Origin of the sequence: Paenibacillus mucilaginosus 3016, assembly GCF_000250655.1 — a bacterium.
Taxonomy (GTDB): Bacteria; Bacillota; Bacilli; order Paenibacillales; family NBRC-103111; genus Paenibacillus_G; species Paenibacillus_G mucilaginosus.
Genome location: NC_016935.1, coordinates 489,169 through 514,787 on the forward strand (window position 1 = coordinate 489,169; position 25,619 = coordinate 514,787).

At 58.8% G+C, this 25,619-nt stretch carries 24 protein-coding genes; 12 read left to right on the forward strand and 12 right to left on the reverse strand.

Annotation, left to right across the window (positions count from 1 at the left end):
* Positions 1-16: 16 nt before the first annotated feature.
* The gene (locus PM3016_RS02190; RefSeq protein WP_013914262.1) at positions 17-718 is read left to right on the forward strand and encodes a response regulator transcription factor; all 702 of its coding nucleotides are present in this window, start codon (positions 17-19) and stop codon (positions 716-718) included.
* A 281-nt stretch (positions 719-999) separates the two neighbouring features.
* Here the strand turns inward: PM3016_RS02190 and PM3016_RS02195 are convergent, their stop codons facing one another.
* Positions 1,000-1,851: a helix-turn-helix domain-containing protein gene (locus tag PM3016_RS02195; RefSeq protein WP_014368283.1), complete on the reverse strand. Its 852-nt coding sequence runs from the start codon at positions 1,849-1,851 to the stop codon at positions 1,000-1,002.
* Between the two features lie 159 nt (positions 1,852-2,010).
* Here PM3016_RS02195 and pyk point away from each other — a divergent pair, with 159 nt between their 5' ends.
* Positions 2,011-3,429: a pyruvate kinase gene (gene pyk, locus PM3016_RS02200; protein ID WP_013914265.1), complete on the forward strand. Its 1,419-nt coding sequence runs from the start codon at positions 2,011-2,013 to the stop codon at positions 3,427-3,429.
* An 87-nt stretch (positions 3,430-3,516) separates the two neighbouring features.
* Here the strand turns inward: pyk and PM3016_RS02205 are convergent, their stop codons facing one another.
* Positions 3,517-3,792, reverse strand: a complete 276-nt coding sequence (locus tag PM3016_RS02205; RefSeq protein WP_014368284.1) for a hypothetical protein — start codon at positions 3,790-3,792, stop codon at positions 3,517-3,519.
* A gap of 114 nt (positions 3,793-3,906) precedes the next feature.
* On the opposite strand from PM3016_RS02205, the gene PM3016_RS02210 reads away from it, so the two are divergent.
* Positions 3,907-4,674, forward strand: coding sequence for a DUF554 domain-containing protein (locus PM3016_RS02210; RefSeq protein ID WP_014368285.1), 768 nt, complete (start codon positions 3,907-3,909; stop codon positions 4,672-4,674).
* 186 nt (positions 4,675-4,860) lie between these two features.
* Here PM3016_RS02210 and serS read toward each other — a convergent pair whose 3' ends face one another.
* Entirely contained in the window at positions 4,861-6,147 is a 1,287-nt protein-coding gene (serS, locus tag PM3016_RS02215) for a serine--tRNA ligase (RefSeq protein WP_014368286.1), read from the reverse strand.
* 491 nt (positions 6,148-6,638) lie between these two features.
* Here serS and PM3016_RS02220 point away from each other — a divergent pair, with 491 nt between their 5' ends.
* Both PM3016_RS02220 and PM3016_RS02225 read left to right on the forward strand, forming a co-directional pair.
* Positions 6,639-8,384, forward strand: a complete 1,746-nt coding sequence (locus PM3016_RS02220; RefSeq protein WP_014368287.1) for an ABC transporter ATP-binding protein — start codon at positions 6,639-6,641, stop codon at positions 8,382-8,384.
* A gap of 30 nt (positions 8,385-8,414) precedes the next feature.
* Entirely contained in the window at positions 8,415-10,538 is a 2,124-nt protein-coding gene (locus PM3016_RS02225) for an ABC transporter ATP-binding protein (protein ID WP_014368288.1), read from the forward strand.
* Between the two features lie 135 nt (positions 10,539-10,673).
* Here the strand turns inward: PM3016_RS02225 and PM3016_RS02230 are convergent, their stop codons facing one another.
* A complete protein-coding gene (locus PM3016_RS02230; protein WP_014368289.1) occupies positions 10,674-11,354 on the reverse strand; it encodes a thiamine diphosphokinase in 681 nt (226 codons plus the stop codon).
* A 210-nt stretch (positions 11,355-11,564) separates the two neighbouring features.
* Here PM3016_RS02230 and PM3016_RS02235 point away from each other — a divergent pair, with 210 nt between their 5' ends.
* Positions 11,565-12,539 (forward strand): MBL fold metallo-hydrolase, encoded by a 975-nt coding sequence (locus PM3016_RS02235; protein WP_014368290.1) that lies wholly within the window; start codon positions 11,565-11,567, stop codon positions 12,537-12,539.
* Between the two features lie 10 nt (positions 12,540-12,549).
* On the opposite strand, the gene PM3016_RS02240 is transcribed toward PM3016_RS02235, so the two are convergent.
* The 5 genes from PM3016_RS02240 to PM3016_RS02260 form a co-directional block, all read right to left on the reverse strand.
* A complete protein-coding gene (locus PM3016_RS02240; RefSeq protein WP_014368291.1) occupies positions 12,550-13,743 on the reverse strand; it encodes a conserved virulence factor C family protein in 1,194 nt (397 codons plus the stop codon).
* Between the two features lie 20 nt (positions 13,744-13,763).
* Complete coding sequence (locus tag PM3016_RS02245) at positions 13,764-14,279, reverse strand: DinB family protein (protein ID WP_013914274.1); 516 nt, start codon at positions 14,277-14,279, stop codon at positions 13,764-13,766.
* A gap of 114 nt (positions 14,280-14,393) precedes the next feature.
* A complete protein-coding gene (locus PM3016_RS02250; RefSeq protein ID WP_013914275.1) occupies positions 14,394-14,984 on the reverse strand; it encodes a guanylate kinase in 591 nt (196 codons plus the stop codon).
* 302 nt (positions 14,985-15,286) lie between these two features.
* Complete coding sequence (locus PM3016_RS02255) at positions 15,287-17,023, reverse strand: DEAD/DEAH box helicase (RefSeq protein WP_014368292.1); 1,737 nt, start codon at positions 17,021-17,023, stop codon at positions 15,287-15,289.
* Positions 17,024-17,254: 231 nt separating this feature from the next.
* Complete coding sequence (locus PM3016_RS02260; protein WP_014368293.1) at positions 17,255-17,968, reverse strand: YhcN/YlaJ family sporulation lipoprotein; 714 nt, start codon at positions 17,966-17,968, stop codon at positions 17,255-17,257.
* 364 nt (positions 17,969-18,332) lie between these two features.
* On the opposite strand from PM3016_RS02260, the gene coxB reads away from it, so the two are divergent.
* The 6 genes from coxB to PM3016_RS02290 all read left to right on the forward strand — a co-directional run bounded on the left by coxB (position 18,333) and on the right by PM3016_RS02290 (position 23,709).
* Positions 18,333-19,376, forward strand: a complete 1,044-nt coding sequence (gene coxB / locus PM3016_RS02265) for a cytochrome c oxidase subunit II (RefSeq protein WP_013914279.1) — start codon at positions 18,333-18,335, stop codon at positions 19,374-19,376.
* 71 nt (positions 19,377-19,447) lie between these two features.
* On the forward strand, positions 19,448-21,265 hold the full coding sequence (gene ctaD / locus PM3016_RS02270) for a cytochrome c oxidase subunit I (RefSeq protein WP_051045019.1): 1,818 nt from the start codon (positions 19,448-19,450) through the stop codon (positions 21,263-21,265).
* Entirely contained in the window at positions 21,262-21,885 is a 624-nt protein-coding gene (locus tag PM3016_RS02275; RefSeq protein ID WP_013914281.1) for a cytochrome (ubi)quinol oxidase subunit III, read from the forward strand. Before ctaD ends, PM3016_RS02275 begins: the two co-directional genes overlap by 4 nt.
* Entirely contained in the window at positions 21,886-22,200 is a 315-nt protein-coding gene (locus PM3016_RS02280; RefSeq protein WP_014368295.1) for a cytochrome C oxidase subunit IV family protein, read from the forward strand.
* 117 nt (positions 22,201-22,317) lie between these two features.
* The gene (locus PM3016_RS02285; protein WP_014368296.1) at positions 22,318-23,193 is read left to right on the forward strand and encodes a cytochrome c oxidase assembly protein; all 876 of its coding nucleotides are present in this window, start codon (positions 22,318-22,320) and stop codon (positions 23,191-23,193) included.
* Positions 23,194-23,247: 54 nt separating this feature from the next.
* On the forward strand, positions 23,248-23,709 hold the full coding sequence (locus tag PM3016_RS02290) for a DUF420 domain-containing protein (RefSeq protein WP_013914284.1): 462 nt from the start codon (positions 23,248-23,250) through the stop codon (positions 23,707-23,709).
* A gap of 81 nt (positions 23,710-23,790) precedes the next feature.
* Here the strand turns inward: PM3016_RS02290 and PM3016_RS02295 are convergent, their stop codons facing one another.
* From PM3016_RS02295 to PM3016_RS39265, 3 genes are read right to left on the reverse strand one after another with little or no spacing between them, the layout of a single operon-like run.
* Positions 23,791-24,507 carry a class I SAM-dependent methyltransferase gene (locus PM3016_RS02295; RefSeq protein ID WP_014368297.1) on the reverse strand — a complete coding sequence of 239 codons (717 nt, stop codon included), beginning with the start codon at positions 24,505-24,507 and terminating at the stop codon, positions 23,791-23,793.
* A gap of 58 nt (positions 24,508-24,565) precedes the next feature.
* Positions 24,566-25,111, reverse strand: coding sequence for a hypothetical protein (locus tag PM3016_RS39260; RefSeq protein ID WP_238540419.1), 546 nt, complete (start codon positions 25,109-25,111; stop codon positions 24,566-24,568).
* Positions 25,108-25,461: a hypothetical protein gene (locus PM3016_RS39265; RefSeq protein WP_238540420.1), complete on the reverse strand. Its 354-nt coding sequence runs from the start codon at positions 25,459-25,461 to the stop codon at positions 25,108-25,110. The genes PM3016_RS39260 and PM3016_RS39265 overlap by 4 nt, the downstream gene beginning before the upstream one ends.
* Positions 25,462-25,619 lie beyond the last annotated feature (158 nt).

Genomic DNA, 25,619 nt, shown 5'->3' on the forward strand with positions numbered 1-25,619 from the left:
GAGAGGAGCGCAAGGGATGAAGCGGATTCTGATCATTGAAGACGAAAGCGTGATAGCGGAGGTGCAGAAGGATTATCTGGAGGTCTCGGGCTATGCGGTCGAGATTGCGGCTACCGGGGAGGCGGGGCTGCAGAAGGCGCTGCTTGAGCCGTACGATCTTATTCTTCTCGATCTGATGCTGCCCGGGGTTGACGGCTACGAGATCTGCCGGCAGGTCCGGGCGGCGAAGAATATCCCGATTCTGATGGTTTCGGCCCGCCGGGAAGAGATAGACAAGATCCGGGGCCTCGGCCTCGGTGCCGACGACTACATCATGAAGCCGTTCAGCGTCGGGGAGCTCGTCGCCCGGGTGAAGGCCCATCTGGCCCGGTTCGAGCGATTGACCGGCGGCGGGGGGAGCGGGGAGTCCAGAGGAAGGGACAGCCTGCAGGTCGGCGGCCTGATCATCGATACCCTCTCCCGCAAGGTGCATGTGAACGGCAGGGAGGTTGCTTTTACCTCCAAAGAGTATGACCTGCTTGTCTTCCTCGTGCAGCACCCGAACCGGGTGTTCGGCAAGGAGCAGATTTTCGAGCGGATCTGGGGGCTGGATGCCATGGGCGACAATGCGACGGTCACCGTACATATCTCGAAGCTGCGGGAGAAAATCGAGAGCGATCCGTCCAAGCCGCAGTACATCGAGACGATCTGGGGCGTGGGGTACAGGTTTAATGTATAGAAGCTCGTGATTTCGTTTTTGCGCTCCGTTATGCTTCGCATAAAGGTCGCTGTCAAAAACGAAACACATCGCCGGGCAAGGGGGAAGAAAGCGCTCCGTTATGCTCCGCATAAAGGTCCGGGCGCAAAGAGAGGCTGACCGCTTGAAGTACGCCGCTTGGGGTGACCCGCATGAAATAGATTGGAACGGGAAGCTTTTCGGAAGGAATCCGGAGGGCTTTTTTGCCGTGGGGCTGCTGCTGCCGTTCCAGGTCCCCTCTCCTGCCTGCCGCCCTTAATACGTTAAGATCCGGTAAACTCTGCGGGCAGGTGGGCGGCAGGCGGGTAATGGAATAGACAGGGGCTAACGAAGCGGGGCTTCCCGCTCCTTGAGGTAATGCGAAGGAGGCAGGCCGGTAAGACGCTTGAAGGTGCGGTGAAAAACGAAGGATCGCAGTAGCCGAGCTGCTCCGCGATGTCCGCTACGGTCAGGTCGGAGTGGCGCAGCAGGTAGACGGCGGTCTTCATCCGCAGCCCGTGCGTATATTCGGAGATCGTCTGGCCGGTCGCTTCGCGGAACAGCACGGCGGCATGCCCGGGGCTGCGGCCGATGACGGCAGCGAGATCCTCCTTGGTCACCTTCTCGCGGTAATGGTTGCGCAGGTAGGCCGTCATGAGCTCGCCCTGCCGGTGAAGCAGGGCGGTGTGCGGCCCTTTGTCATATTCCCGGTTCAGCCGGGTGAGCGACTCAAGAAGCAGCGCGCTGCAGAGGACGCCGGCGTAGGGAGCCCCTTCCGCCCATTCCTGCGCCATCGTCTGGGCCCGGGCGAGCAGCAGCTCCCAGGCGGCACAGCGCCAGCGAAGCGGCTGGTCCGAAGCCAGCAGGGGGAGCGGTGAGGCGCCGCCTGCTCCGGACGAGAAGGTAGTCACATATTTTTCGTGGGTGAGGGACGGAATGCTTTTGCCATAGTAGGTAACGCCGGGGGGGAGAAGCAGCACATCGCCCTTCTCGAGGAGCATTTTCTCCCCCTGCACCCAGTAGACGCATTTGCCGTAGCCCATCAGGATGAAGGACCAGGAGTCGGCCTCCCGTTCCACTTCCTCGAACCAGGGCATCGTTCCGGCGTCCCGGCGTATATTTTCGATCTGAAGCATGGGGGTGGTCTCCTTTTGAACGAGGGAAGCTCCAAGCGAATCCTCTGAATCTAACTATAATACATCTATCATACTATATTTCATGGAATATTGGGGAAAAGGGGATTACAATAACGGGAGACCATTCGACAAGAATCGAGCTAAGGGAGAGACATACACATGCGCAAAACCAAGATTATCTGTACACTCGGACCCGCTTGCGACAACCTGGAAGTGCTGAAAGAGATGATCCGGGCGGGCATGAACGTAGCCCGGCTGAACATGGCGCACGGCGATCTGGATGAGCAGCGGACCCGTATCCGCCGGGTGCGGCAGGCGGCGAGTGAACTGGGGGCTGCGGTGGCGGTACTGCTCGACATCAAGGGACCGGAAGTGCGCATCGGCAAGCTGAAGGACAGCTCGTACGAGCTGAAGACGGACGGGAAGCTGACGCTGACGACGGAGATCATCGAAGGAACGGCCGAGCGGATCTCGGTGTCTTACGCGCAGCTGCCACAGGATCTCCATCCGGGCAGCCGCATCCTGATCGATGACGGCCTGATCGAGCTGCGAGTCGAAGAAGTGGAAGGAACGGAGATTCACTGCCGCATCGTGAACGGCGGCGTGATCAAGCCCCGCAAAGGTGTCAACCTGCCGGGCGTAAAGACGTCGCTGCCCGGGGTAACGGAGCGGGACGTGCAGCACATTCATTTTGCAGCGGAAGAGGATCTCGATATTATCGCGGTTTCGTTCGTGCGCAGGGCGGCGGATATTCTGGAAGTGCGCGAGCTGCTGGAGCAGCTTGGTGCCGGTCACATCCAGATTATCTCGAAGATCGAGAACGAGGAAGGCGTGGACGAGCTGGATGCGATCCTGGAGGTGTCCGACGGCCTGATGGTCGCGCGCGGCGATCTCGGGGTCGAGATTCCGGTGGAGGATGTGCCGATCCTGCAGAAGCTCATGATCCGCAAGTGCAACCAGGCCGGCAAGCCGGTCATTACGGCGACGCATATGCTCGACTCCATGCAGGTGAATCCGCGTCCGACACGGGCGGAAGCAAGCGACGTGGCCAACGCGGTGCTCGACGGAACGGATGTGCTCATGCTGTCGGGCGAGAGTGCGGCAGGCAAGTATCCGGTGGAGTCCGTCCAGACGATGGCGGCTATTGCTGAGCGTACCGAAGCGACGCTTCCGTACTGGGACAACTACGTGAAGCGGGCGGCGGAGCAGACGCCGAACGTCACGGAAGTCATCTCACAGGCGGTCGTAGGCTCTTCCCTGGAGCTGAATGCCAAGGCGATCCTGACCCCGACGGAGACCGGCTTCACCGCGCGGATGGTATCCAAGTACCGGCCGAAGGCGCCGATCGTGGCGATCGCTCCCGACGAGCGGATCCGCCGTAGGATGAGCCTCATCTGGGGCGTAACCCCGGTGCTTGGCGAGCCGGTAACGTCCACCGACGCGATGTTCCTCTCCGCCGTGGACGGCGGCAAGAAGAGCGGGCTGGTCGAAGCGGGAGATCTCGTCATCGTCTCCGCAGGGGTGCCGATCGGCGGCGCAGGCTCGACGAACCTGATCAAGATCATGAACGCCGAATAGCATAGCAGACAGTTGCAGGCCAAAGAGCGCCCGGGAGAACCGCAGAAGCGGGAAACCCGGGCGCTCTTTGGGGATAGCTGCAAACAATTAAGATTTACCGGCCTTGCCCAGAGGATCGGCCCCGAAATCATTATCGTAATGCGACCGCTTCTTCGTGTTGGCCGTCGTATCCTTATAGAATTCTTCTTCCTGGCTCTCGAGCGGCAGGGAAGTCAGCTCCCATTCAGTATTGCCGAGCACCGGGTCGGCCGGAAATTCGTCGCCGCGCTTCAGCTTCTCTTCGCGGCCCCATTCGTTGGTATAAATGCCGTCGGTTTCGACTTCTTCGCCCGACATCGGATTCATGCTTTTATCATTTGCCATTGCTGCCAAAACCCTCCTTGTGGTCGAATCGAACGTTAGTATGCCCGCCTTCATTGAAAAAATGCCGCCCCCGGGGTATGATGTTGCCGTTGTACAGAAAGGAATGCGGTGGACATGACAGAAGCTTTATGGGGAACAGGGGTAAACGCCGCCGCGATAGTGGCCGGAGGACTGGCCGGACTGCTGCTGCAGCGGATGAGTGACGGCATGCGCCGTACGGTCATGCAGGGGATCGGTCTCGCGCTGATTGCGCTCGGAGTATCAATGGCGCTGAAGTCGGATCAATTTCTGCTCATGGCAGCCTGTTTGACCCTGGGGGGCATTACGGGTGAGCTGGCCGGAGTGGAACAGGGGCTGGAGCGGCTCGGCAAGCTGCTGGAACAGGCAGTGAATGCGCTCACCAGACGGCTCCGGCGGGGGAAGGATACGGGATCGCAGGAAGGCCGGCTGGCCGCCGGCTTCGTCAATGCGACGCTGGTCTTCTGCATCGGGGCGATGGCTGTCCTCGGTCCGCTGGACAGCGGCCTGCGCGGGGATCACGTCGTATTGTATACGAAAGCACTGCTCGACGGATTTTTGTCGATTATCTTTGCTTCGACGATGGGGGTGGGGGTGGCCTTCTCCGCCCTGGCGGTCTTCTTGTATCAAGGTGTGATCGCCTTGGCGGCATCCTGGATCGCCTCTGGGCTGGACGAGGTGCTGCTCGGCGAGATCATTCGTCAGGTGACGGCGGTGGGTGGCGTACTGATCGTCGGCGTGGGCATCAATCTGCTGGAACTGCGCCGGATTCATGTGGCCAATCTGCTGCCGGCTCTCGTCTTTGCAGCGCTTGCTGTTCCGGTGACCGGATGGCTGACGGCCTGGTGGGCGGGACTGGGCTAGGCTGGGCGGCAAGCGGACAGGACGTCCAATCCTATAGAAGCTTCTATAGAAAATAAGGCAGCCGTCGGCCGCGCGGTACAAAAAAAGAAGCCAGTTCTCCCTCAGAGAACTGGCTTCTTGGCGTACCCGGGCAGGCCGGCGGCGTAAGCTGCGTCTCCCATAGAATGGGAGCAGAATGGGCAGCGCTTAGTCCCGGGGAGGGACGAGCCGGTCCAGGCCGCCCATATAAGGCCGCAGCGCTTCCGGGATACGGACCGTGCCGTCTTCCTGCTGGTGGTTCTCCAGCAGGGGAATGAGAATTCGCGGCGAAGCCACGGCCGTATTATTGAGCGTATAACAGTACCGCAGCCGGCCGTCCCCGTCCTTGTACCGGATGCCCGCCCGGCGGGCCTGGAAGTCGAGCAGGTGCGACGACGAGTGAGTCTCCCCGTAAGCTGCCCGGCTTGGCATCCAGGTCTCGATGTCGTACTGCTTGAACGTCTTCTGCGACATGTCTCCGGTGCAGACGGCGACCGTGCGGTGCGGGAGCTCAAGCAGCCGGAGCAGGCGCCGCGCATGTCCCGTAATCTCCTGCAGCAGGGATTCCGCGGCTCCGGGGTCGGCCTCGCAGAGCACGACCTGCTCCACCTTGGCGAACTGGTGCACCCGGTACAGACCGTGCGTATCCCGGCCGGCCGAGCCCGCTTCGCTGCGGAAGCAGCTCGATACCGCCGCCAGCCGGATCGGCCGGGTGACGTCCACGGTCTCTCCACTGTAATAGTGCAGCAGCGGGATCTCCGAGGTGCCGGCAAGATAGCGGTCCTCTCCCTCAAGGCGGTACACCTGGTCTTCTCCCAGCGGGAAGAAGCCGGCATGGCGGAACGCCTCCGGCCGGAGCGCAAGGGGCACCTCGAGCAGCGTGAAGCCCTCGGCGAGCAGCAGGTCTACCGCCAGCTGCTGCACCGCCCGGTGGAGCAGGGCTCCCGCTCCGCGCAGGTAGTACCCGCGGCTGCCGGCCGGCTTGACGCCCCGGGGGAGGTCGATGATGCGGTGCAGCTCCCCGAGGGCGGTGTGGCTCAGCGGCTCGAAGCCGAACTGCGGCGGCTCGCCCCAGCGGCCGGTCTCTACGTTGTCCGCATCCGAGCGCCCCGGCGGGGTGTCCGCCGAAGGCACGTTCGGTACCCGCAGCAGCAGGTCGGCGCGCTGCCGCTCTGCTCCGTCCAGCTCCGCTTCGAGCCGAGCCAGCTCGCCGTTCACCCGGCGGACCTCCCGCTTGGCGTCCTCCGCTTCTGCCCTTCGGCCTTCCCGCAGCCAGCCGGGGATCGCCTGCGAATGCCGGTTGCGGATGCGGCGGAGCTCCTCCACCTGCTGCAGCAGCCCCCGCCAGCGGTCATCGCAGGCGAGGAGCTCTTCCACGCTCAAGGGAATGCCCTTAAGCCTGGCTGCCTCCTGCACCTTCGTTTGGTTTTCCCGAATCCAATGAATGTCCAGCATCTTAACCGCTCCTTTGTGTGGGTGTTGGTCCAAAAAACACAAAAAGCGCCCTCATCCGTATGGGACGAGGAGCGCTTGGACTCGCGGTGCCACCCAACTTGACCGGACGCTGAGAGTCCGATCCACTTTGGTTCCGCGGTAACGGGCGGGTCCGGTTGACTTAGGGGACGGGAGTCCCTTGACGACAACGCCTCCGAGTTGGATGCTCTTCATTGGCATAATGGCTGGATGCTTTTGTAGTAGTATACGCGATTCGGTTTGAATCATCAAGGGGAGGCTGCCCATAGGTTCGAGGAGGACAACTGACAGGCAGTGCGGTGCAGCAAGGGCGGGCTTCGGGTTGATACCGAAACGGAGGAAAGGTTGGTTAGCAATGAACTTTTCTGGTGGCAGCCTTATCCAAATATGGTATGGTAGTGATATGGTAAAAAGACGGTTCGGGGTTCCTGTAGGCTGTCTCCACGTTAACTCCCAGAGAGGTGAAAAAAGTCGTGACGTTTGTAAACCGCTTGGCCTGGTTTTTCCGCGAACGCTGGGTCTGGTATCTCGGTGCCGTCCTGCTTATGGCGCTTGTGAATGTGCTGGGAATCGTGCCGCCCCGGATGATCGGCAGCGTGATCGATGAGATCCGTACGGGGGCGCTGACCGGCGATCAGCTGCAGAGGCATGTGCTACTGCTCGCAGGGCTTGCCGTATTCATGTATATCATCACCTACATCTGGATTACTACGCTGTTCGGCAATTCGCTGCTTCTGGAGCGGATGCTGCGGAGCCGCCTTGTATCCCACTTCATGCGGATGTCGCCATCCTTCTTCCACCGGAACAGCACCGGGGAGCTCATGGCGCTGGCCACCAACGATATTCCTTCGATCGGGCAGACGGCGGGCTATGGCGTGATGACGCTTGTCAATACGATCGTCGGCACGTCGGTGGTGCTCATCACGATGATCTCGCTCATCTCCTGGAAGCTGATGCTGGCCGCGCTGATCCCGCTGCCGCTGCTGACCCTGCTGATCAGCGTACTGGGCAAGCAGACGCGGTCGCGGTTCATCGCGGCGCAGGCCGCCTTCGGGCGGATGAATGACCAGGCGCTGGAGTCCATCTCCGGGATGCGGGTGATTCGCTCTTATGTGCAGGAAGAGCACGACCTGGCCTCTTTTGACCGGGTGACCAGGGACGTCATGAATCTCAATATCCGGGTGGCCGCCATTCAGGCGCTGTTCCATCCCGCCATCTCGCTCATCGTAGGGATGAGCTTCATTATCGGGATCGGCTACGGAGCGAACCTCGTCTTTCATCATGAAATCACGCTGGGCCAGCTCGTATCCTTCAATATTTATCTCGGCATGCTGATCTGGCCGATGATCGCCTTCGGCGAGTTCATCAACGTGCTGCAGCGCGGCACCGCCTCCGTGGACCGGGTGACCGCCAGCTTCGCGCAGACGCCAGAAGTGCAGGATCCGGAGGAGCCGGTGAAGGTCGACCGTCCGGAATCGATCGAACTGCGGGATCTGACCTTCCGCTACCCGGGGGCCTCCCAGGATAGTCTGCGCGGCGTGTCCGTGCGGCTGGAGAGCGGCCAGACGCTCGGACTGGTCGGGCGCACCGGCAGCGGCAAGAGCACCCTGCTCAAGCAGCTCCTCCGCTACTATCCGGTCGAGCCGGGGACTGTGCTGTTCTCCGGCGTCGGGATCGAGAACCTCTCGGTGAGCGAGATCCGGAGCTGGATCGGCTATGTGCCGCAGGAGCATCTGCTTCTCTCGAAGTCGGTGCGGGACAATATCGCTCTCGCCCGGCCTGACGCTTCGGGGGAGGAGATCGCGCGGGCCATTGCGATGGCTTCATTCACCGCCGATATCGAGATGCTGCCCCAGGGGCTCGAGACGATTGTCGGCGAGAACGGTGTCATGCTCTCCGGCGGACAGAAGCAGCGCATCAGTATTGCGCGCGCCCTGCTCGCCGACCCGGAGATTCTGATTCTCGACGATTCCCTGTCGGCCGTGGATGCGCGGACGGAGAGCGCTATTCTGGAGGCGCTGCGGGCCGAGCGAGCAGGGCGGACGACGCTGATCGCCACCCACCGGTTGTCGGCCGTGATGCACGCCGACCGGATTCTGGTGCTTGAGGACGGCAGAATCAGCGAGGATGGCACCCACGAGGAGCTGATGCGGCGCGGCGGCTGGTACAAGGAGCAGTTCGAACGGCAGCAGCTGGAGGCGAACCTGCTCGAAACCTAGAGGCAAGAGGAAGGATGTGCGAGGATCATCATGGAACCGCAATCGAATGCAGGGGAAGCGAGAGTCCCGGTCTTCCGGAGGCTACTGGCTTATGCGCTCCTGTTCAAATACCGGATCGCCGCAGCGCTGCTTGTGCTCTGCTGTGCCGTGGGCGCGGAGCTGGCCGGGCCCTTCATCGCGAAGACGATCATCGACCGGCATATCGGGGGGATCGCCCAGCCTTGGTACGAATGGAACGTTAAGGATGTCTCCCTTCCTGCGGATACAAGGAATGTAGAACTGGACGGCGTATTGTATGTTCGCAAAGATTGGTTGGATGCGGGCGCTGCACCGGGATCCGGTCCTGCAGAACGTCCCGCCCTCTGGCGGGAAGCCCGGATTCTGCAGCTGGACAGCGGCATGTACCTGGTCCGGGGAGCGGGAGAGATGACCGGCGGTTCCTGGTCCGCTGCCGGGGAAGGAGCGGACGCGCCGGTACTGACCTGGAAGGCGGAGAGCGGGGAGACCCGGCAGGTGCCGGCGCGCAAGCTGACCACCGCAGAGACGGTGGCGTTCTACAAGTATGATATCCCCGAGGTCATCCGGTGGCTGGCTGTCTTCTTCGGCCTGCTTGTGCTCGGCAGCGCGCTGCATTATATCCAGGGCTTTACGCTGCAGACCACGGCACTGCGGATTATTCAGCGGATGCGGATGGATCTCATGAATCACATCCAGCGCATGCCGATCCGTTATTTTGACAGTACGCCGATCGGCCAGGTCGTCTCGCGGATCGCGAACGACACGGAAGCGGTACGGGACCTGTTCATGAGCTTCATGGCGACCTTCGTGGTCAGCTCGATTAATATTGTCGGCATCTATATCGCCCTGTTCCTGCTCGATTACCGGCTGGCGCTGGTGACGCTGGTGTTCATGCCGCTGTTCACTGTCGTGATGTACGTGCATCTCAAGTATTCCAAAAAGTACATCTCTGTGATGCGCGCACGGCTCAGTGATATGAACGCGATGCTCAACGAATCGATCAACGTCATGCCGATCCTGCAGGCGTTCCGGCAGGAGAAGAACCGCATGCGGGAGTTCAATGCCCTGAACGAGGACCGCTACCGTGCGAACATCAAGCAGATCCGGCTCTTCTCGCTCTCTTCGCGGAACTTTACCGGCTTGGTGGGCTCCCTTTTTACGGCGGGGGCCATCTGGTATTTCGGCGGCCAGTCGCTTCAGTCGGCGATCTCGTTCGGAGTATTCTACGCGTTCATCGATTATACGGGGCGGTTCTTTCAGCCGATCATCGGCATCTTCGATCAGCTCATGAACGCGCAGCGGGCGGTGGTATCCGCAGAGAAGGTGTTCGGCCTGATGGATATTGAGGGCACCGAGGTGGCGAGAGCCGACGAAGTCCCAAGGCCGCAGGGGCATGTGAAATTCGATAACGTCACGTTCGCTTACAAAGAAGGCGAGCCGGTACTGCGCGGCATCACCTTCGAGGCGAAGAAGGGGGAGACGGTAGCGCTGGTGGGGCACACCGGATCGGGCAAAAGCTCGATCATGAACCTCCTGCTCGGTTTCTACGAACCCTCGGACGGGCGTATTCTGATCGACGGGCAGGAGATCCGCAGCATCTCCAAGCAGGCGCTCCGCAAGCATATGGGGATCGTGCTCCAGGATCCGTTCCTGTTTACGGGCGATATCAAGTTCAATGTGTCGCTGTATAACGAGCGCATCGGGCCGCAGCAGGTACGCAAGGCACTGGCGGATGTCGGTGCCGCGGGCTTCGTCGAGGCGCTGCCGGGCGGCTATGACGAGCGGGTCGTCGAGCGCGGGAGCACGCTGTCCGCCGGACAACGGCAGCTCATCTCCTTCGCCAGGGCGCTGGCCTTCGACCCGGCGATCCTCATTCTCGATGAGGCGACCGCTTCGATCGACAGCGAGACCGAAGGGCTCATTCAGGAGGCACTGCGGGTGGTCAGCGCAGGGCGCACGACCTTCGTGATCGCCCACCGGCTCTCGACCATCCGCGAGGCGGATCAGATTCTGGTGCTGCACCGCGGTGAGATCGTCGAACGCGGCAATCACGAGACCTTGATGGAGCTGAAGGGCCGGTATTACCGGATGTACCAGCTCCAGTCGGGCGGTACCGTTCAGACCACAACCGCATAGCCGGCTGGGGATGTGTACGGATGAACAGCAACAAGGACCGCGGCCCGGGATTCGGGTGCGGTCCTTTTGATTCGAAGGGGCGGTGAACCATAGTGGATGGATTCAGCCGTGCTCCGCTGCTTGCGTCCCCAAGTCTCACAGCAGGGAAGGGGCTTCCGGTTCAGGATCCCGGCTGCGGATGACGAGCAGCAGGCCTTCCCGAACCTGCACCGTACCCGCTTCATCGACGAGGACATTGGAGATACCCAGCGACTGTCCTATGGTCAGCGAAGCCTCATGAAGCGGATATTGGAACCCCTCCAGGGTGATGCCGTGCACATCCAAGGTCAGCGGGAGCAGGGAGACGTGCGTATGGGGGCTCTTCTGCAGCTTCAGCGGCGTACCTGCACCGATCAGCTGCAGTTCGTTATACTCGTCGGCGATCCGGCACGGCACACCGGCCAGGAGGCCGCGGCGGAGCAGATGCACATTCGCCAGCGAGTGGTCCCATCGGCTGCCGAGCACTCCCGCCATTACAATCTCGCGGGCTCCCTGTTCGTGCGCCCAATTGAAGGCCATCTCGGTATCGGTCAAATCCTTCATGACCGGGTCACAGGTCAGGAACCGGGCGCTGCTGTCCCGTACCCGCTCCAGCTCCATGGCCGTCACGGAATCAAAATCGCCAAGTGCGATATCGGGACGCAGGCCGTGCTCCGCGAGGAAGAGAGCGCCCCGGTCGGCTCCGATCAGCTTGTCCCCCGGCTGGAGCAGGCGGAGGGCCCAGGAACCGAGGGTGCCTCCGGAGAAAATTACATAACGCGCCGCAGCGCTCATCATCACAACCGATCCTTTCCTGGTACCATGCTTTTCCTCATTGTAGCATAAGCGTCGGGGAAGGATATAGATGAGGTCTCCGGCCCGTAATCACCTGCCGCATCTGTACGTTCCAGAGCCCAACCTGCTCTATGGGGCGCATACATGAAGTGCGGCCGGGGTAATAACAAGAACAAAGGGTCTGGAGTGGTTCCGGCCAAAGGAGGGGATGTCATGAAGATCAACGGGCGATACGAGAACATGGATGGAATTCGGCTGCGCAAGAAGCTCCCTTTTATCCAGAAGTGGCGCAAGGAACGCAAGAAAATCAAGCTCAAGGACTGGAGCTATACTGTGCCCCAATGCGGGGAGAAGCAGATTGAGTTTCTGAAAAGCAATCATACCGAACCGACGATGACCTGGATCGGCCATTCCTCGTTCCTGCTGCAGATGGAAGGCAAGAACCTGCTGACCGATCCGGTGTGGGCCCAGCGGATGGGGCTGGAGAAACGGCTCGCGCCTCCCGGTCTGATGCCGTCGGATCTGCCGCGGATCGATGCGGTCCTGCTGTCGCACAGCCACTATGACCACATGGATATGCCTTCGCTGCGCACCGTACACCAGCGCAATCCGGGGGTTCAGATGCTGGTACCTGTGGGTCTGGGCAAAAAGCTGAAAAGCAGCGGGTTTCAGAAAGTTACGGAAGTGAATTGGTGGGATACGGTGAGGCTCGACGGCTTGGAGCTGCACTTCGTGCCGGCTCAGCACTGGACCCGCCGTACGCTCTTTGATACGAACGCTTCCCATTGGGGAGGATGGGTGCTGCGTCCGGTAACGCATCACGGAGAACGTCTTGCCGTCTATTTCGTAGGAGACAGTGCGTATTTCGGGGGATTCAAAACAATCGGTGAACGATTCCGGATTGGGTGGGCACTGATGCCGATCGGGGCTTATGACCCGGAGTGGTATACCGGCAAGCAGCATGTGAATCCGGAGGAAGCGGTACAGGCCTTCATCGACTGCGGGGCAGATGTCTGTGTGCCGATGCACTACGGCACCTTCCGCCTGGCAGACGACACGCCGCGGGAAGCGCTGGACCGGCTTCACGCGGCGTGGGAACGCCATGGTCTTGCTCCCGAGCGTCTTCGCATTCTGACCTTCGGCGAGACAGTAAGGCCGCTTGCGGAAACGGTGGGAGCCAGAGGGTAAAAAGAGGGGGTTAGCTCCGGTCCCGGCGGGACATCTGCTGCCATACGGAGCCGGCGGCTTCCTCGCCGCCCTCGATCCGCTCGAGTGCCATGCGGATCTGCAGACGGACTTCGAATTCGGGTTCATCCTCGGCCGCTTTCAAGGCTGGCAGTGCCGTTTCGTCCCCAAGCTCATAGAGGAAGCGGGCCGCCCGCCAGCGGACGAGCTTGTTCGGGTCGGAGAGCGCGGCGATCATGGCCTCCTGTGCCGCGGGATCCCCGAGATCGGACAGCGTATCCCCGGCGGTCCGGCGGACGGACGGGGAAGGATCCTGAAGCGCCCGGTACAGATGCGGAAGGACGACAGGGTCCTTCAGGTCCCCGAGGTATACGGAAGCGAGGCGGCGTACCGCTGCCTGCTCGTCATCCAGGGCGATGAGCAGCAGCGGAAGCGTTTCGGCGGAAGGCTGAATCCGGCGCAGCGCCGCATACCGCTCCTTCCATTCGGGCGAGCGCAGCAGGGCTTCCGCCTCCGCATAGGACAGCTCCCGCCGGGTTTTCTCGGCGCGCTGCTGCGCATCGCCCGTACCGGCTCCGGCTGCAGCTTGGGCCGCGAGTTCTTCCAGCTGCGCGTCGGAATAGGCGGCGTCAAGCTCCTGCACCACATCTTCCAACACCTCCTGCAGGGAGCCGTAACGGGTATCCCATTCCTCGAGGGTGCGCTCCTTGATCAGGTTGGGAGAAGCGGAGGCCGCCCGGACCGCCGTGTCGCTGAAGCGGGAGGGCAGGGCCGCCCGCTGTTCTTCGTCACCGCTGGAGACGCGAACCTGCAGCGGGATGCCGCGGAAGTGCTGCAGGAATACATGGACTTCGCCGAAGGATGCATCGGCCGTTGTCCCTTCTCCGTTCCCGGCGTCGGGGCCTTCCGCAGCGGGATGGGAGCTGCCCTGCGGATGGGCGGATTCCGTGACACCAAGCACTTCCCGGACCTCGGCGAGGATGCGGCCCCAGTCTCCCTTGGGCATCCGGTCTACGGCGATGAAATCCGCGGCACGGTAGAAGGCTTTGACTCCCTCGATCGACAGCAGGCGCTGCAGCTCGGGCGTCGGCGCTTCCGCAGCCTGCTCCCGGGTATAAGTTTCACGTACACCGCTGGGGAGCGACTCGCTCATATTGATCTTCATGGTGTTGGGGCTGGGGGTCGGTTCAATGGATACGATGGGCATCGGTGTACTAACTCCTTCTATTATATATATCGTTCTTGAATGATACGGAGATGGTGCAGTTCATGGCCGGCGATAATGTAGGCGAGTGCACGGGCGGTAATCGGATAGCCGCTCGCCGAGCCCTCCCGGAGCCAGTCGGCTGGGGACAAGCCGGCGAACAGGCTCAGTGTGGCCTGGCGGACCACGGCCAATTCATCGGCAAGCCGCTGCAGCGGCCATTCGTCGAACGCGGTGCCGCGGATAAACAGATCCTGGTCGAAGCCGGGCAGCGGCGTGGTATCCCCGCGCGCCACCCGCAGCAGGCGGTAGCTCATCACCCGCTCGGTGTCTGCAATGTGGCCGAGCACCTCTTTGATGCTCCACTTGTCTTCGGCGTAGCGGTGCAGGGCTTGTGCTTCGGTCAGCCCAGCCACCAGACCGGCCGTTTTCTGCAGCTGCTCCTTTAAGTGTGCGGTGACATCCCCTTCAGGCACCTGTGCGATGTATCCTGCATAAAACGCATTGTACTCGGTTTGTTCCGGTTTGGCCAATGTCATATGATTTCTCCTCCATTTCAGAAAAAGGACCTTCGGCCTCGGTGGGGAGGCCTTCGGGTCCTTGTGTTCAATGTTGTATGGGGCACCGTCCGGATAGAAGGCAGAGGCGCAGGATCAGTCGAGATCCAGCAGATTCCGGTGCAGATATGTATCGTCCAACGCTTTGGTCAGATCGAATACGGTATGGGCGAGATCCAGGTTCTCAAACACATGCTCACAGGAATCCTTGTAGGCCATTTCTTCCTCGTAATGGGACATGTAGCGTTCGATGAGCTCCGGGGTATCTCCGCGCTCCTGCTCGCGCTTCAGTACGGTTTCCCGGTCCGCATAGATGAAGATCCGGACAACCTTGTCGCCGTATACTTTCTTCAAGGCTTCCGCCCCGAACCGGTTTAACACCAGGTAGACCGCCCCGAATTTCTGGAGCTGTGCCGCGACATCGGCTTCCTTGATGCCGTAGCAGTTTCCGTCGATCTCGATGACCTCGATAAATTCTTGTTTCTCCTCGGCCGCTTTGAACTCTTCTCTGGATACAAAGTGATAGTCCTGCCCGTCAACCTCGGATGAGCGCGGAGGGCGTGTCGTGTACGATATGACCTGTTTTACGCCTAGCGTACTTCCTGACATTTGGGCTACCGTCCGGCGTCCTGCGCCGTTCGGACCGGTGAATACAAAAATTATTTCCTTGTCTTTCAGCTCGTACATGGAAACCCTCCTTCGATTTGAAGTGCAGTTCCTTGCCGGGTGGATCTACCTGTATTTTACATGGTTTCGTAGAAGAGGTAAAGGCATCGCTTACATTGCCCATTTGCCACGCTTCCGAAGTGGTTTATTCAAAATTCTTAGAAATGAAAAGAACCGGCTTCGCCGGCCTTCTCAGTTCCTGCATCGCAGCCTTCCCCCGTGCGCAGGTCGGGCTTTACCGGATCAGGGAGTGCGGCAGCACCGTCTTGGTGTCGTGCGCTGACTCCCTTGAAGTTCTTTAACCCGCGCGGCTTAGGTGACGCTTATCTGCCGCGCCTCCGGCCTCCAGCCGCTCCGCCGCGGCCCGCCGGCTTGGGTCCGCGGCCTGCACCTCCGCGCTCCGGAGCACCACCGCCGCCGGAACGCCCACGCGCTCCCGCGCTGCCGCCTCGCGCTCCGGCTCCGCCGCTGCGAGCGCCTGCCGTCCGCGCTCCGCGCTCGCCGCCCGGCCGCGGGCCGCTGCTCCAGCGCTCGGCGCCGTCACCGCGTCCCGGCGCGCCGCCGCCGCCGCCGCCGCGGGTGCCTGCCGCTGCCGCTCCGCGTCCGCCGCGTGGGGCGGCACTGTCGCGCGTGCCGCCCTGCGTGCCGCTCCACGGCAGCGCGCCTTCACCGCGTGCTCCGGCGCCGCCGCGTCCGCCCGCTGTGCCGCGTCCGGCTCCGCGTGCCGCGCTGTCGCGCCCGCCGCTCGCCGCTGCGCCCCAGCGCTCCGCGCTCTCGCCGCCGCGTGGCGCTGGTGCCGCTGCACGTCCGCGTCCGCCCGGTGCCGCTGCTCCGCGTCCTGCGGCTCCCCGCGCTCCGCGTCCGCCGGCGGTGCGTGCCTCACCGCGGCGCCCGCCTTGACGTCCGCCGCGCTCACTGCGCTCGTCCGTCCGCGCCTCGGCACCACCGCGTCCCGGCCGCTTCACGAGCTGCATCTTGATGCCTTTTTCAATGGCCTCAAGATAGAAGGCGTCGCGCGGCGCAGTGAAGGTGATCGCTTTGCCCGTCATCCCGGCCCGTCCCGTCCGGCCGATCCGGTGGATATAGCTTTCCGCATCATGGGGGATGTCGTAGTTATACACGTGGGTGATGCCTTCGACATCAAGTCCGCGTGCGGCAATATCGGTTGCTACAAGGAACTGGATCTTCGCATCGCGGAACCGTTTCATAACCTGCTCGCGCTTGGCCTGGGTCAAGTCGCCGTGCAGCTCATCTACCGCGTATCCGCGCTCGTCCAGCTCATCCCGCAGCTTCGTGGCCCGAAGCTTCGTCCGACAGAAGATCATGCCGAGGAAAGGAGGGTCTTCTTCCATCGCCTTGCAGAGAGCGTCCAGCTTACCGCGATCCGTCGTCTGTACGACGATCTGTTCGATTTCATCGAGGGTGACGCGCTTCGCTTTCACTTCAATCTCTACAGGAGGCTTCATATATTCTTTAGCCAGCTGGCGGACACGCTCCGGCATGGTGGCCGAGAAGAGCAGCGTCTGTCTGCGGGTTGGCGTAGCGGAGATAATCTCCACAACTTCAGGCAGAAAGCCCATGTGAAGCATCTGGTCGGCTTCGTCCAGTACGAGGGTGGAGAGCTTGAACAGCTGCACGGTTTCGCGGCGCAGGTGATCCAGCAGCCGGCCCGGCGTGGCGACGATGATATGAATGGCCCCTTCGAGCTTCCGGATCTGCCTCTCCACATCCTGACCGCCGTAAGCGGAGAGAACGCGGATGCCCTTCAGGGGAGCCCAGCGGGCTACCTCTTCGGTGATCTGGATGGCAAGCTCCCGCGTCGGCGTTACGATCAAGGCTTGTACATGCGAGCGGTTAGGGTCAATGCTCTCGAGGATGGGGAGCACGAAGGCAAGGGTTTTTCCTGTGCCTGTCTGTGCCTGGGCAATCACGTCATGTCCGCCCAGTACGGAGGGAATCGCTTCGCGCTGAATCGGCGTCGGTTCATTATACCCGTGTTTATGCAGTGCTTCGGCAAGCTCCTGGGAGATGCCCAGTGCCTGGAATTCGTTTTTCTTCATTATATAAGTCTCCCTGCTGTGTGAATTGTCTTCGATTATTTTCAACTTTCTGCCTGCCGCTCATACCTGAGACAGTCATAATTAAGCCCTATATATAGGAAGCTTTTTATCGGACCCGCCCGGAACCTGTTCCAAATGTATCCATAGTATCTTCACATTCTACAGGAAGCCGGTGCAAAAAGAAACTGCACAAGGAGGAGTTTCCCTGTGCAGCTGTGATTTTAGATCCCGTCAGTATTCCCGTCCATTGGCTTCCGCCTGGTTCGGAATGGTTGGGTCCGTTCCAAAGGTCCTCTCCATGGTCCGTGTGAACTCGGGAATATAAGGGCTAAGGGAGCGTCCGTGCCAGCTTTCGATCGCCAGCTTGGTGAATTGGTCAATGATATTCGGATTCGCGGAGATGTATACATCCTGGATGGTCGGCTCGAGCGAGCGGATCTTCTCTGCAATCTTCTGTTTGAACAGATGAGAAATGTGCTCATGGTGGGGCTCGGTTTGAGCACCGCTGACTCCGTCGATGAGCTGCGTGGGATCCACATGCAGGCTTTGGAAGTCACCTGCAGGATTTTCGCCGCGGGCTCGCCCGTCTTTGTTCGAATCGAGGGCCATCTTGTCGCCGCCATGGGTGCCGCTTGCCGTACTGTCCATCGTAATAGCTGTGTAGGCTACATTGTCCCCGACGAGCACAATAGCCGAATTCACGCCGTACATGGCCGCCACCTGGTCGGAGAGGTTCTGGTTCATTTCCAGTTTGGTTACTTTATGGGATACAGGGGCATACTGCTGCTGAGTCTGGTAAGCACGGGAGGTATCCTGTCTCGGCAGATCCCGTTTGCTGCCGTAATTGCTGGCGCTGTTGTAGTCGTACCAGGAATAGCATCCTGCCGCGACGGCAAAGGTGAAGAGCAAGGAAATCAGGCCGACAAGTCGTAGAGCGCGTGCCATGGTGGTTCCTCCTTTGAAACGGATAGTCGGGAAGAGAGCTTCGGCTTTTCGTGAACCGGGTGGATACCGGAGCTGCAGTTACGGGAATTCTCACAAATAGAATGGGTCATCCGTGGGGAAAACATGCGGGAGGGGAAGGAGGTCCAAAACATGCATAAAAGCACCGCTTAATGGAAATAACCAAAGAGAGGCAAAACGCTTAAACCCCTGAAAAATATACACTTCCGAACAATTTGTGAACTCTCTGAGATTCATTGACAAAAAAGAGACACGAATTTATAGTTAATATGGTGATCAGGCGTATTGACAAGATATGACCTTTTTTGTACGAAAAATATTTGCTTTCTAAGGTGGGATTGATAAGATGATTCGATGGCAAAATCTGTGGCGTTTCATCCCTCTTTTCGGGTTGATGATGTTGCTGTTAACGGGGTGTGGAGACGAAACGATTTCCGCCTTGAGACCGAGAGGTCCCGTAGCCAGAGACCAGCTCTTCCTGATGAAGCTCAGCTTCGGGATCATGCTGCTGGTTGTCGTGGTCGTATTCGTTATTTACTTGTACGTTCTCGTTCGCTTCAGAAAGAAAAAAGGCGACAAAGACATCATTCCAAAGCAAGTGGAAGGCAGTCATACGCTCGAGATTATTTGGACGGTCGTTCCGATCATCCTGCTTCTCATTCTTGCCGTCCCTACGGTCAAGTACACGTTCCAGCTGCTTGAAGACCACAGAGACAACAAGGATGCACTGCCTGTTAAAGTAACGGCCCACGCGTTCTGGTGGCAGTTCGAGTATCCGACGCTCGGCATCTCGACGGCACAAGATCTTGTCATCCCTACCGGCAAGAAGATTGCATTTGAATTGACGGCTTCTGACGTGAAGCACTCCTTCTGGGTTCCGTCGCTCGGCGGAAAGATGGACACGAACCCGGGATTGACCAACGTGTATTACCTGCAAGCCGATGAAATAGACACGTTCAAAGGTAAGTGTGCTGAGCTTTGCGGCGCTTCCCACTCCCTGATGGACTTCAAAGTGAAATCGCTTGACGCGGCCGCATTCGACCAATGGGTTGCCGATATGAAGACGCCTTCTACGGTGCCAGCGGATGCCAAAGCCGGCGAAACGCTCTTCAAAGACAACTGTCTCTCCTGTCACGCGGTCAATGCCCAAGGTCTTGGCGCCGGTCCGAACCTGAACGGCTTTGCTTCCCGTGAGCTTGTAGCCGGGATCCTGCCGCACAACGAACAGAGCCTGCGCGACTGGATTAAAGACCCGCAGTCGATCAAGCCGGGTGCCAAGATGCCTGCGTTCGGTGAGAACCCGCTCGAGCCTATTCCGGGCAGCAAGCCTCTCCAGGAGCAGCAGATCAATGACATTATCAAATATTTGAATACGCTGACTGTGAAGTAAAGAGCATCAGGGAATAAAGGAGGTTTCAAACGGTGGCTCACGCACACACGGTAAAACGTCACACCGGGCTGATGGATTGGCTTACCACGGTGGACCATAAAAAGATCGGCATTCTGTATCTGCTCGCCGGGGGGATTTTCTTCCTGATGGGCGGTTTGGAAGCGATCTTAATCCGGATTCAGCTCTTGTATCCGGATCAGAAAATCTTCATCGGCGATACCTTCAATGCACTCACTACAATGCACGGTACGACGATGATCTTCTTGGCGGCGATGCCTGTTATCTTCGCCTTCATGAATGCGATCGTGCCTCTGCAGATCGGTGCACGGGACGTAGCGTTCCCTTTTGTGAACGCGCTCGGCTTCTGGCTGTTCTTCTTTGGCGGCCTGCTTCTTAATACCTCCTGGATCATCGGCAGTGTTCCGGCGGCAGGTTGGACGGCTTATCCGCCTCTCTCCAATCTTACGCACGGTGAAGCCGGTACGTTCCAAGGCGGAATGGACTTCTACGTTCTGGGTCTGCAGATTGCGGGTCTCGGAACGCTGATCGGCGGTATCAACTTCCTGGTTACGATCATCAACATGCGTGCGCCAGGGATGACGTACATGAGAATGCCGATGTTTACATGGACGGCATTCATTACTTCCCTGCTGATCCTCTTCGCATTCCCGGCGATTACGGTCGGTCTGGTAGAACTGATGTTTGACCGGATTTTCGGTACCGGATTCTTCGATGTCAGCAAAGGCGGTAACCCGGTCCTGTGGGAGCATATCTTCTGGATCTTCGGTCACCCTGAGGTATACATTCTGATTCTCCCGGCCTTCGGTATCATATCCGATATCGTCTCGACCTTCTCGAGAAAGCGCCTGTTCGGTTACAGCTCGATGGTATTTGCTACAGCGCTGATCGGCTTCCTGGGCTTCATGGTTTGGGCTCACCATATGTTCACAACAGGGATCGGTCCTGTCGGGGATGCGATCTTCGGGGTCGCCACGATGGCGATCGCGGTTCCTACCGGCGTTAAGATCTTTAACTGGCTCTTTACCCTGTGGGGAGGCCAGATTCGCTTCACTACGGCGAACGTGTTCGCAACAGCTTTCATTCCTACCTTCGTTATGGGTGGGGTTACCGGGGTTATGCTCGCGGTTCCTGCGGCAGACTTCCAGTACCACGATACTTATTTCGTAGTAGCTCACTTCCACTATGTTATCGTCGGCGGTCTCGTGCTTGGTTTGTTCGCCGCTTCGTACTACTGGTGGCCTAAGATGTTCGGCCGTCTGCTGAACGAAACGCTGGGTAAGATTCATTTCTGGACGTTCTTCATCGGCTTCCACATGACCTTCTTCCCGCAGCACTTCCTCGGACTGATGGGTATGCCTCGCCGGGTATTTACATACCAGCCGGGTGTCGGTCTTGAGACAGGTAACTATATCTCTACGCTCGGTGCATTCCTGATGGGTATCGGTACGATCGTATTCTTCATCAACATTATTGCAACGGCAAGTAAACCGGCCAACGCACCGGCTGATCCATGGGATGGCCGTACGCTGGAGTGGGCGATTCCATCCCCGCCTCCGGAATATAACTTCAAGCAGACTCCGCTTGTGCGCGGCTTCGACGCTTTCTGGAAAGAGAAGATGGCGGGCAACAAAGAAATGACGCCTGCAGAGCCTGTAGGTTCGATTCACATGCCTTCGCCTTCGATTCTGCCCTTCGTGATGTCCGTCGGTCTGTTCATCTCGGGTTACGGCTTCATGTACCACAACTATCTGCTGAGCATTGGCGGTTTGATCATCACGTTCATCTGTATGTTCCTTCGCTCCGTGTACGACGATGCGGGCTTCCATATCGAACCGGAGGAGCTCAATGATAAGGGGGTTAAGGCATGAGTGCAGCACATCATGAAGTAGGCGGCGCCCTGCCACCTCACGCCGAAACGGCAACACTCGAAGGCAAGAATAAAGTACTCGGCTTCTGGCTGTTCCTTGGCGGCGAGTGCGTACTGTTCGGTACGCTCTTCGCTTCCTTCATCGCTCTTCGCAATCAGGTGCCGGACGGTCCTACCGGACAGCATTTGTTCGCCCTGGATCTGGTCGCTCTCTCGACGTTCATTCTCTTGACGAGCTCCTTGACAAGCGTATTCGGAACCATGGCTCTGCACCGCGGAGACCTGAAGAAGCTTCAGCTGTGGATGGCCATTACTGTACTGCTCGGTCTGTCCTTCCTCGGTCTTGAGATCTATGAGTTCGTTCATTATGTACATGAAGGTCATACCTTCACGAAGAGTGCGTTCTCCTCTTCCTTCTATACGCTGGTCGGCTTCCACGGCGCCCACGTAGCGTTCGGTGTTCTATGGATTGCCCTGCTGATCATCCAGTCCTTCAAAAAGGGCTTGACGGTCGTCACGGCTCCGAAGTTTTATGTAGCCGGTCTGTACTGGCACTTTATCGACGTTGTCTGGGTATTTATCTTCACGGTTGTATACCTGATGGGGAAGGTGGGTCCTTAAATGAGCAGCCAACACCACACGTCAGCACCAACGGAGCGTCACCGCCTGGAAGGGCCAAGAAATCACTACTTGTCGTATCTGATTTCGATCATCCTTACGATGATCGCCTTCGCGGTCGTTCTGTATGGAGGCCTGGATCGTTCGTTTATCATCTTTTTCATCGTCGGTATCGGTGTAGTTCAAGTCATTTTCCAACTCGCGTACTGGATGCATATGAAGGACCGGGGCCATATGTTCCCGATTGTAGGATTGGCTTTCGGAACCTTCGTCGCATTATCGGCAGTAGCCGCTGCAGTATACTGGGTTTGGTGGTAAGAGTAGGAGAGGTCGCTTGGGTTTGGAGGCGCCTCTCCTTTTGTTCATTTTGATTTTGTCGAAAAATTTCACGATTCTGACAAACCTCACCATGGGTAAAGGAAGGAGCTGCCAAGCATGCCGGCTAATGTTTCCCATGCAGGGCACGGTGCCGAGTCAACGTTCGCCGCTTTGTGGAGTCCCGGACTCCTGCTGCTGTTAACGGTCGTCGGGATTCTTTATACGCTGGCGGTGGGCCGTTGGCGCAAAGAGATTCCGGACAGCGAGCCGGTCCCTCTCAAGCAGCGGATCTGGTTCTGGACCGCACTGGTACTCTGGTACGCGGCTGAGGGGAGCCCGCTTTCCTATTACGGGCACCATTACTACTTCAGCGTTCATATGTTCCAGCAGTCGATTCTATATCTGATCATGCCGCCGATTCTTTTGCTCGGACTCCCGGCATGGCTGCTGCGAGCCGCCATTCGAACGGAGAGGGTCAAACGGATCGTATGGTGGTTGACGTCGCCTGTATTCGCTCTGTTTTTCTTTAACTTCATCTTCTCGATGTACCATATTCCGATGGTCATGGATTGGCTGATGGCCAGACCTGCAGCTTTGTCTGCGTATAAGGCGATCTTCCTTTTCTCCGCTTTCCAGTTATGGTTCCCTGTATTCTGTCCGCTTCCCGAATACAGCCGGATGTCCGAGCTGAAGAAGATGGGGTACATCTTCCTTAATGGTGTTCTTCTAACACCGGCTTGCGCCTTGATTATCTTTGCAGGCAAGCCGATGTACGAGATGTATGCTGCCGTACCGCCTGAACTGCTCTATCTGCCTATGGTCGATGACCAGCAGCTTGGAGGGGTTATCATGAAGATTGTACAGGAGATCGTGTACGGCTGGGCCCTGTGGTATACGTTCATCCGCTGGTACCGGAGGGAACGCAAACAGGACGAAGAGGAAGAGTTTCGGGAATCGTCCTATCTGACTTCAAGCACGATGAACCGTGCATAACTCAGCGGCAGGCCGCACAGCGGTCTGTCTTACATAGAAACGGGTGGAACTATCGTGAATGTACCTATACTGCCGACGATCTCTACGTTATTCATCGTGATCAGTGCCATCTTTGTCGGCTTCGGATGGTATCAAATTATGCGGGGGAACCGCCAAACCCACGAGAAGCTGATGCTGTGGGGAGCTTTCTTTGCTCTTGCCTTCTTCCTCGTTTACGCAAGCCGTACGATCTTCTCCGGCAATACCTCCTTTGGAGGGCCGGAAGAGCTGAAGCTGGCCTATCACTTGTTTTTGTTTTTTCATATCCTGCTGGCTACGGCGGCAGCTGTGTTCGGGATTATTACGCTGCTGCATGCCTTCAACAAGCGGTTTGCCAAGCACAAGAAGCTCGGCCGCTGGACGGCTGTAATCTGGCTGCTGACCGCCCCAACAGGGGTGGTCGTGTATGTGCTGCTCTATGTACTGTATCCGGGCGGCGCAACCAAACCGATGATTGATGCCATACTGGGGACCTAGTCTAGGTCGCCGAACGATGCGAAGAACCCTGCCGTATCCAACCGGATGCAGCAGGGTTCTTTTCATAGGGTCGAAATGGCTTCAGGCAGGATGCACTTTTCCGGATTCCTTTGACTTCCTTTTCCACCATACACCAGCGCACTCCGGCACGATCGGCAGTCCCTTCTGTCGTACCTCATCCGCCAGGGCATCGCCGAAGAAAAAGCGCGTCAATTCTTCCGCTTCCTGAGGGGAACGGAACGTATAATCGGTACGAATCCAGCGGTGACCGAACTCGTACTGCCGCTCCAATTGATTGTAATACTCAAGAAGGAACGGCGGCGGCTGCGGTGCTGTATACCCGGTTCCCATCGTTTCGAAGAGGATGACGGTACCGCCCGGCCTCAGAAGTCGGTCAATCTCGCTCATCATCTGCTTCAGATTCGCCTCCCACTCCGGCTCATCGCTGCCGGCCAAATAGCAGAGGCTCCATCCGGAGACAATGAGGTCGAAGGAGTGATCCGGGAGAGGCAGATTCCGGTGGTCTGCCGCGATGGTCATGAGACGGGAATGGCAGGACAAGGGAACGTTCCGTACCAACTCCTCCAGCATAGCCGGGGAAAGATCCGAAGCTGACAGCGAACGGGCCCGGGGGAGGAGGGACAACGTCAGACGTCCGCTGCCGGCGCCCAGATCCAGAATATCGAGGTCACCGCCTGGGTAGAGTTCCTCCATGATGTTCGAGAGATCCGGCTGAGCGGCAATCAGACGATGATATAGATGGGCTTTCATTCGGTAAATGTGTTCATGATCCGGCATAGGTGAAGCCTCCTGGCAGTGGAATGTCCACAGCATACACCCTGCCGCTGCGGCAAGGTCAAGGAGCTTCGATACCGGCCAGACAAGAGGTCTGCTTATAGAGTGAGAGCAGTTCCTCCCGGCTGAGTGAGCCGGCCTGATGCTCGAAGGTCACGTGGAATCGGCTGTTATGGGCTGCCAGATGCTGGAGATAGGCTTGCGCGTCTCCATAATCGGAATGCCCGTCCTGCCAGGGTTGTACGGGCTGGTGGTTGAAGAAACGGTCACCTGCATACCTCACATTGCTGTAATGGACGAGATACACGGAAGGTGCCACTTCATCCAGCCACTGATAGGGATCAAAGGAGTCCGCAACTCTTGCCGCCACATCGAGCCGGGCGGTGTCGACAACGAGGTCGATTTCCCGGTAGTCCCGGAACATGCGCACAACGATGTTCTGATAACTGCCAAAGAAATCATGCTCCAGCAAAATCTTTTGACCATAGCGGCGCTGCAGCTCCGACAGCCGCTCAAACAGACGGTGCGAGACTTCAAGGAATCGGCTTTGGGGCAGATCGCTTGGTTCGTATCGTTGGCCCTGCCTCGGAAGATTGATGTACTTCACTTGATCCCCTTCTCCGAAGATGGGCAGGAACGGGTAATGGAAGAGAATATAGTCGGCGCCCGACTCCGCAGCAAGCTCCACATCCTTCTCCGCCGTTCGCAGCCCTCGTGCCGTTCGTCCGGATCGGGAGAGGTCAACCTGGGCAGGGTGTAGCCCTTGCTGCCCAGAAGAGGGGTATGGATGCCAAAGATGAGCCCTTCCTTCCGGCAGAAGGAACGGAATTGAAGCAGTGCTTCACGGTCCGCGAATTGCGAAATCTCCATCCCGCTGATCTGTTCCGAGCCGAAGCGCGCCCAATCCTCCGGACGGAAGCCTCCCCACATGCCGATCTGCAGGCGTCTAGGTTTCATGATCTCCCCTCCGGTTTCTTTAGATGATCATTCCTCGGTCAGTAAACGCATGCTCATGAACATTTTACCATCTTGGGATGGGATGGAATACCGGTTATTACAGAGCATAGAGAATGCCGCTCCTGACACATAGTATGGATGGACCGCCTCGACGATTC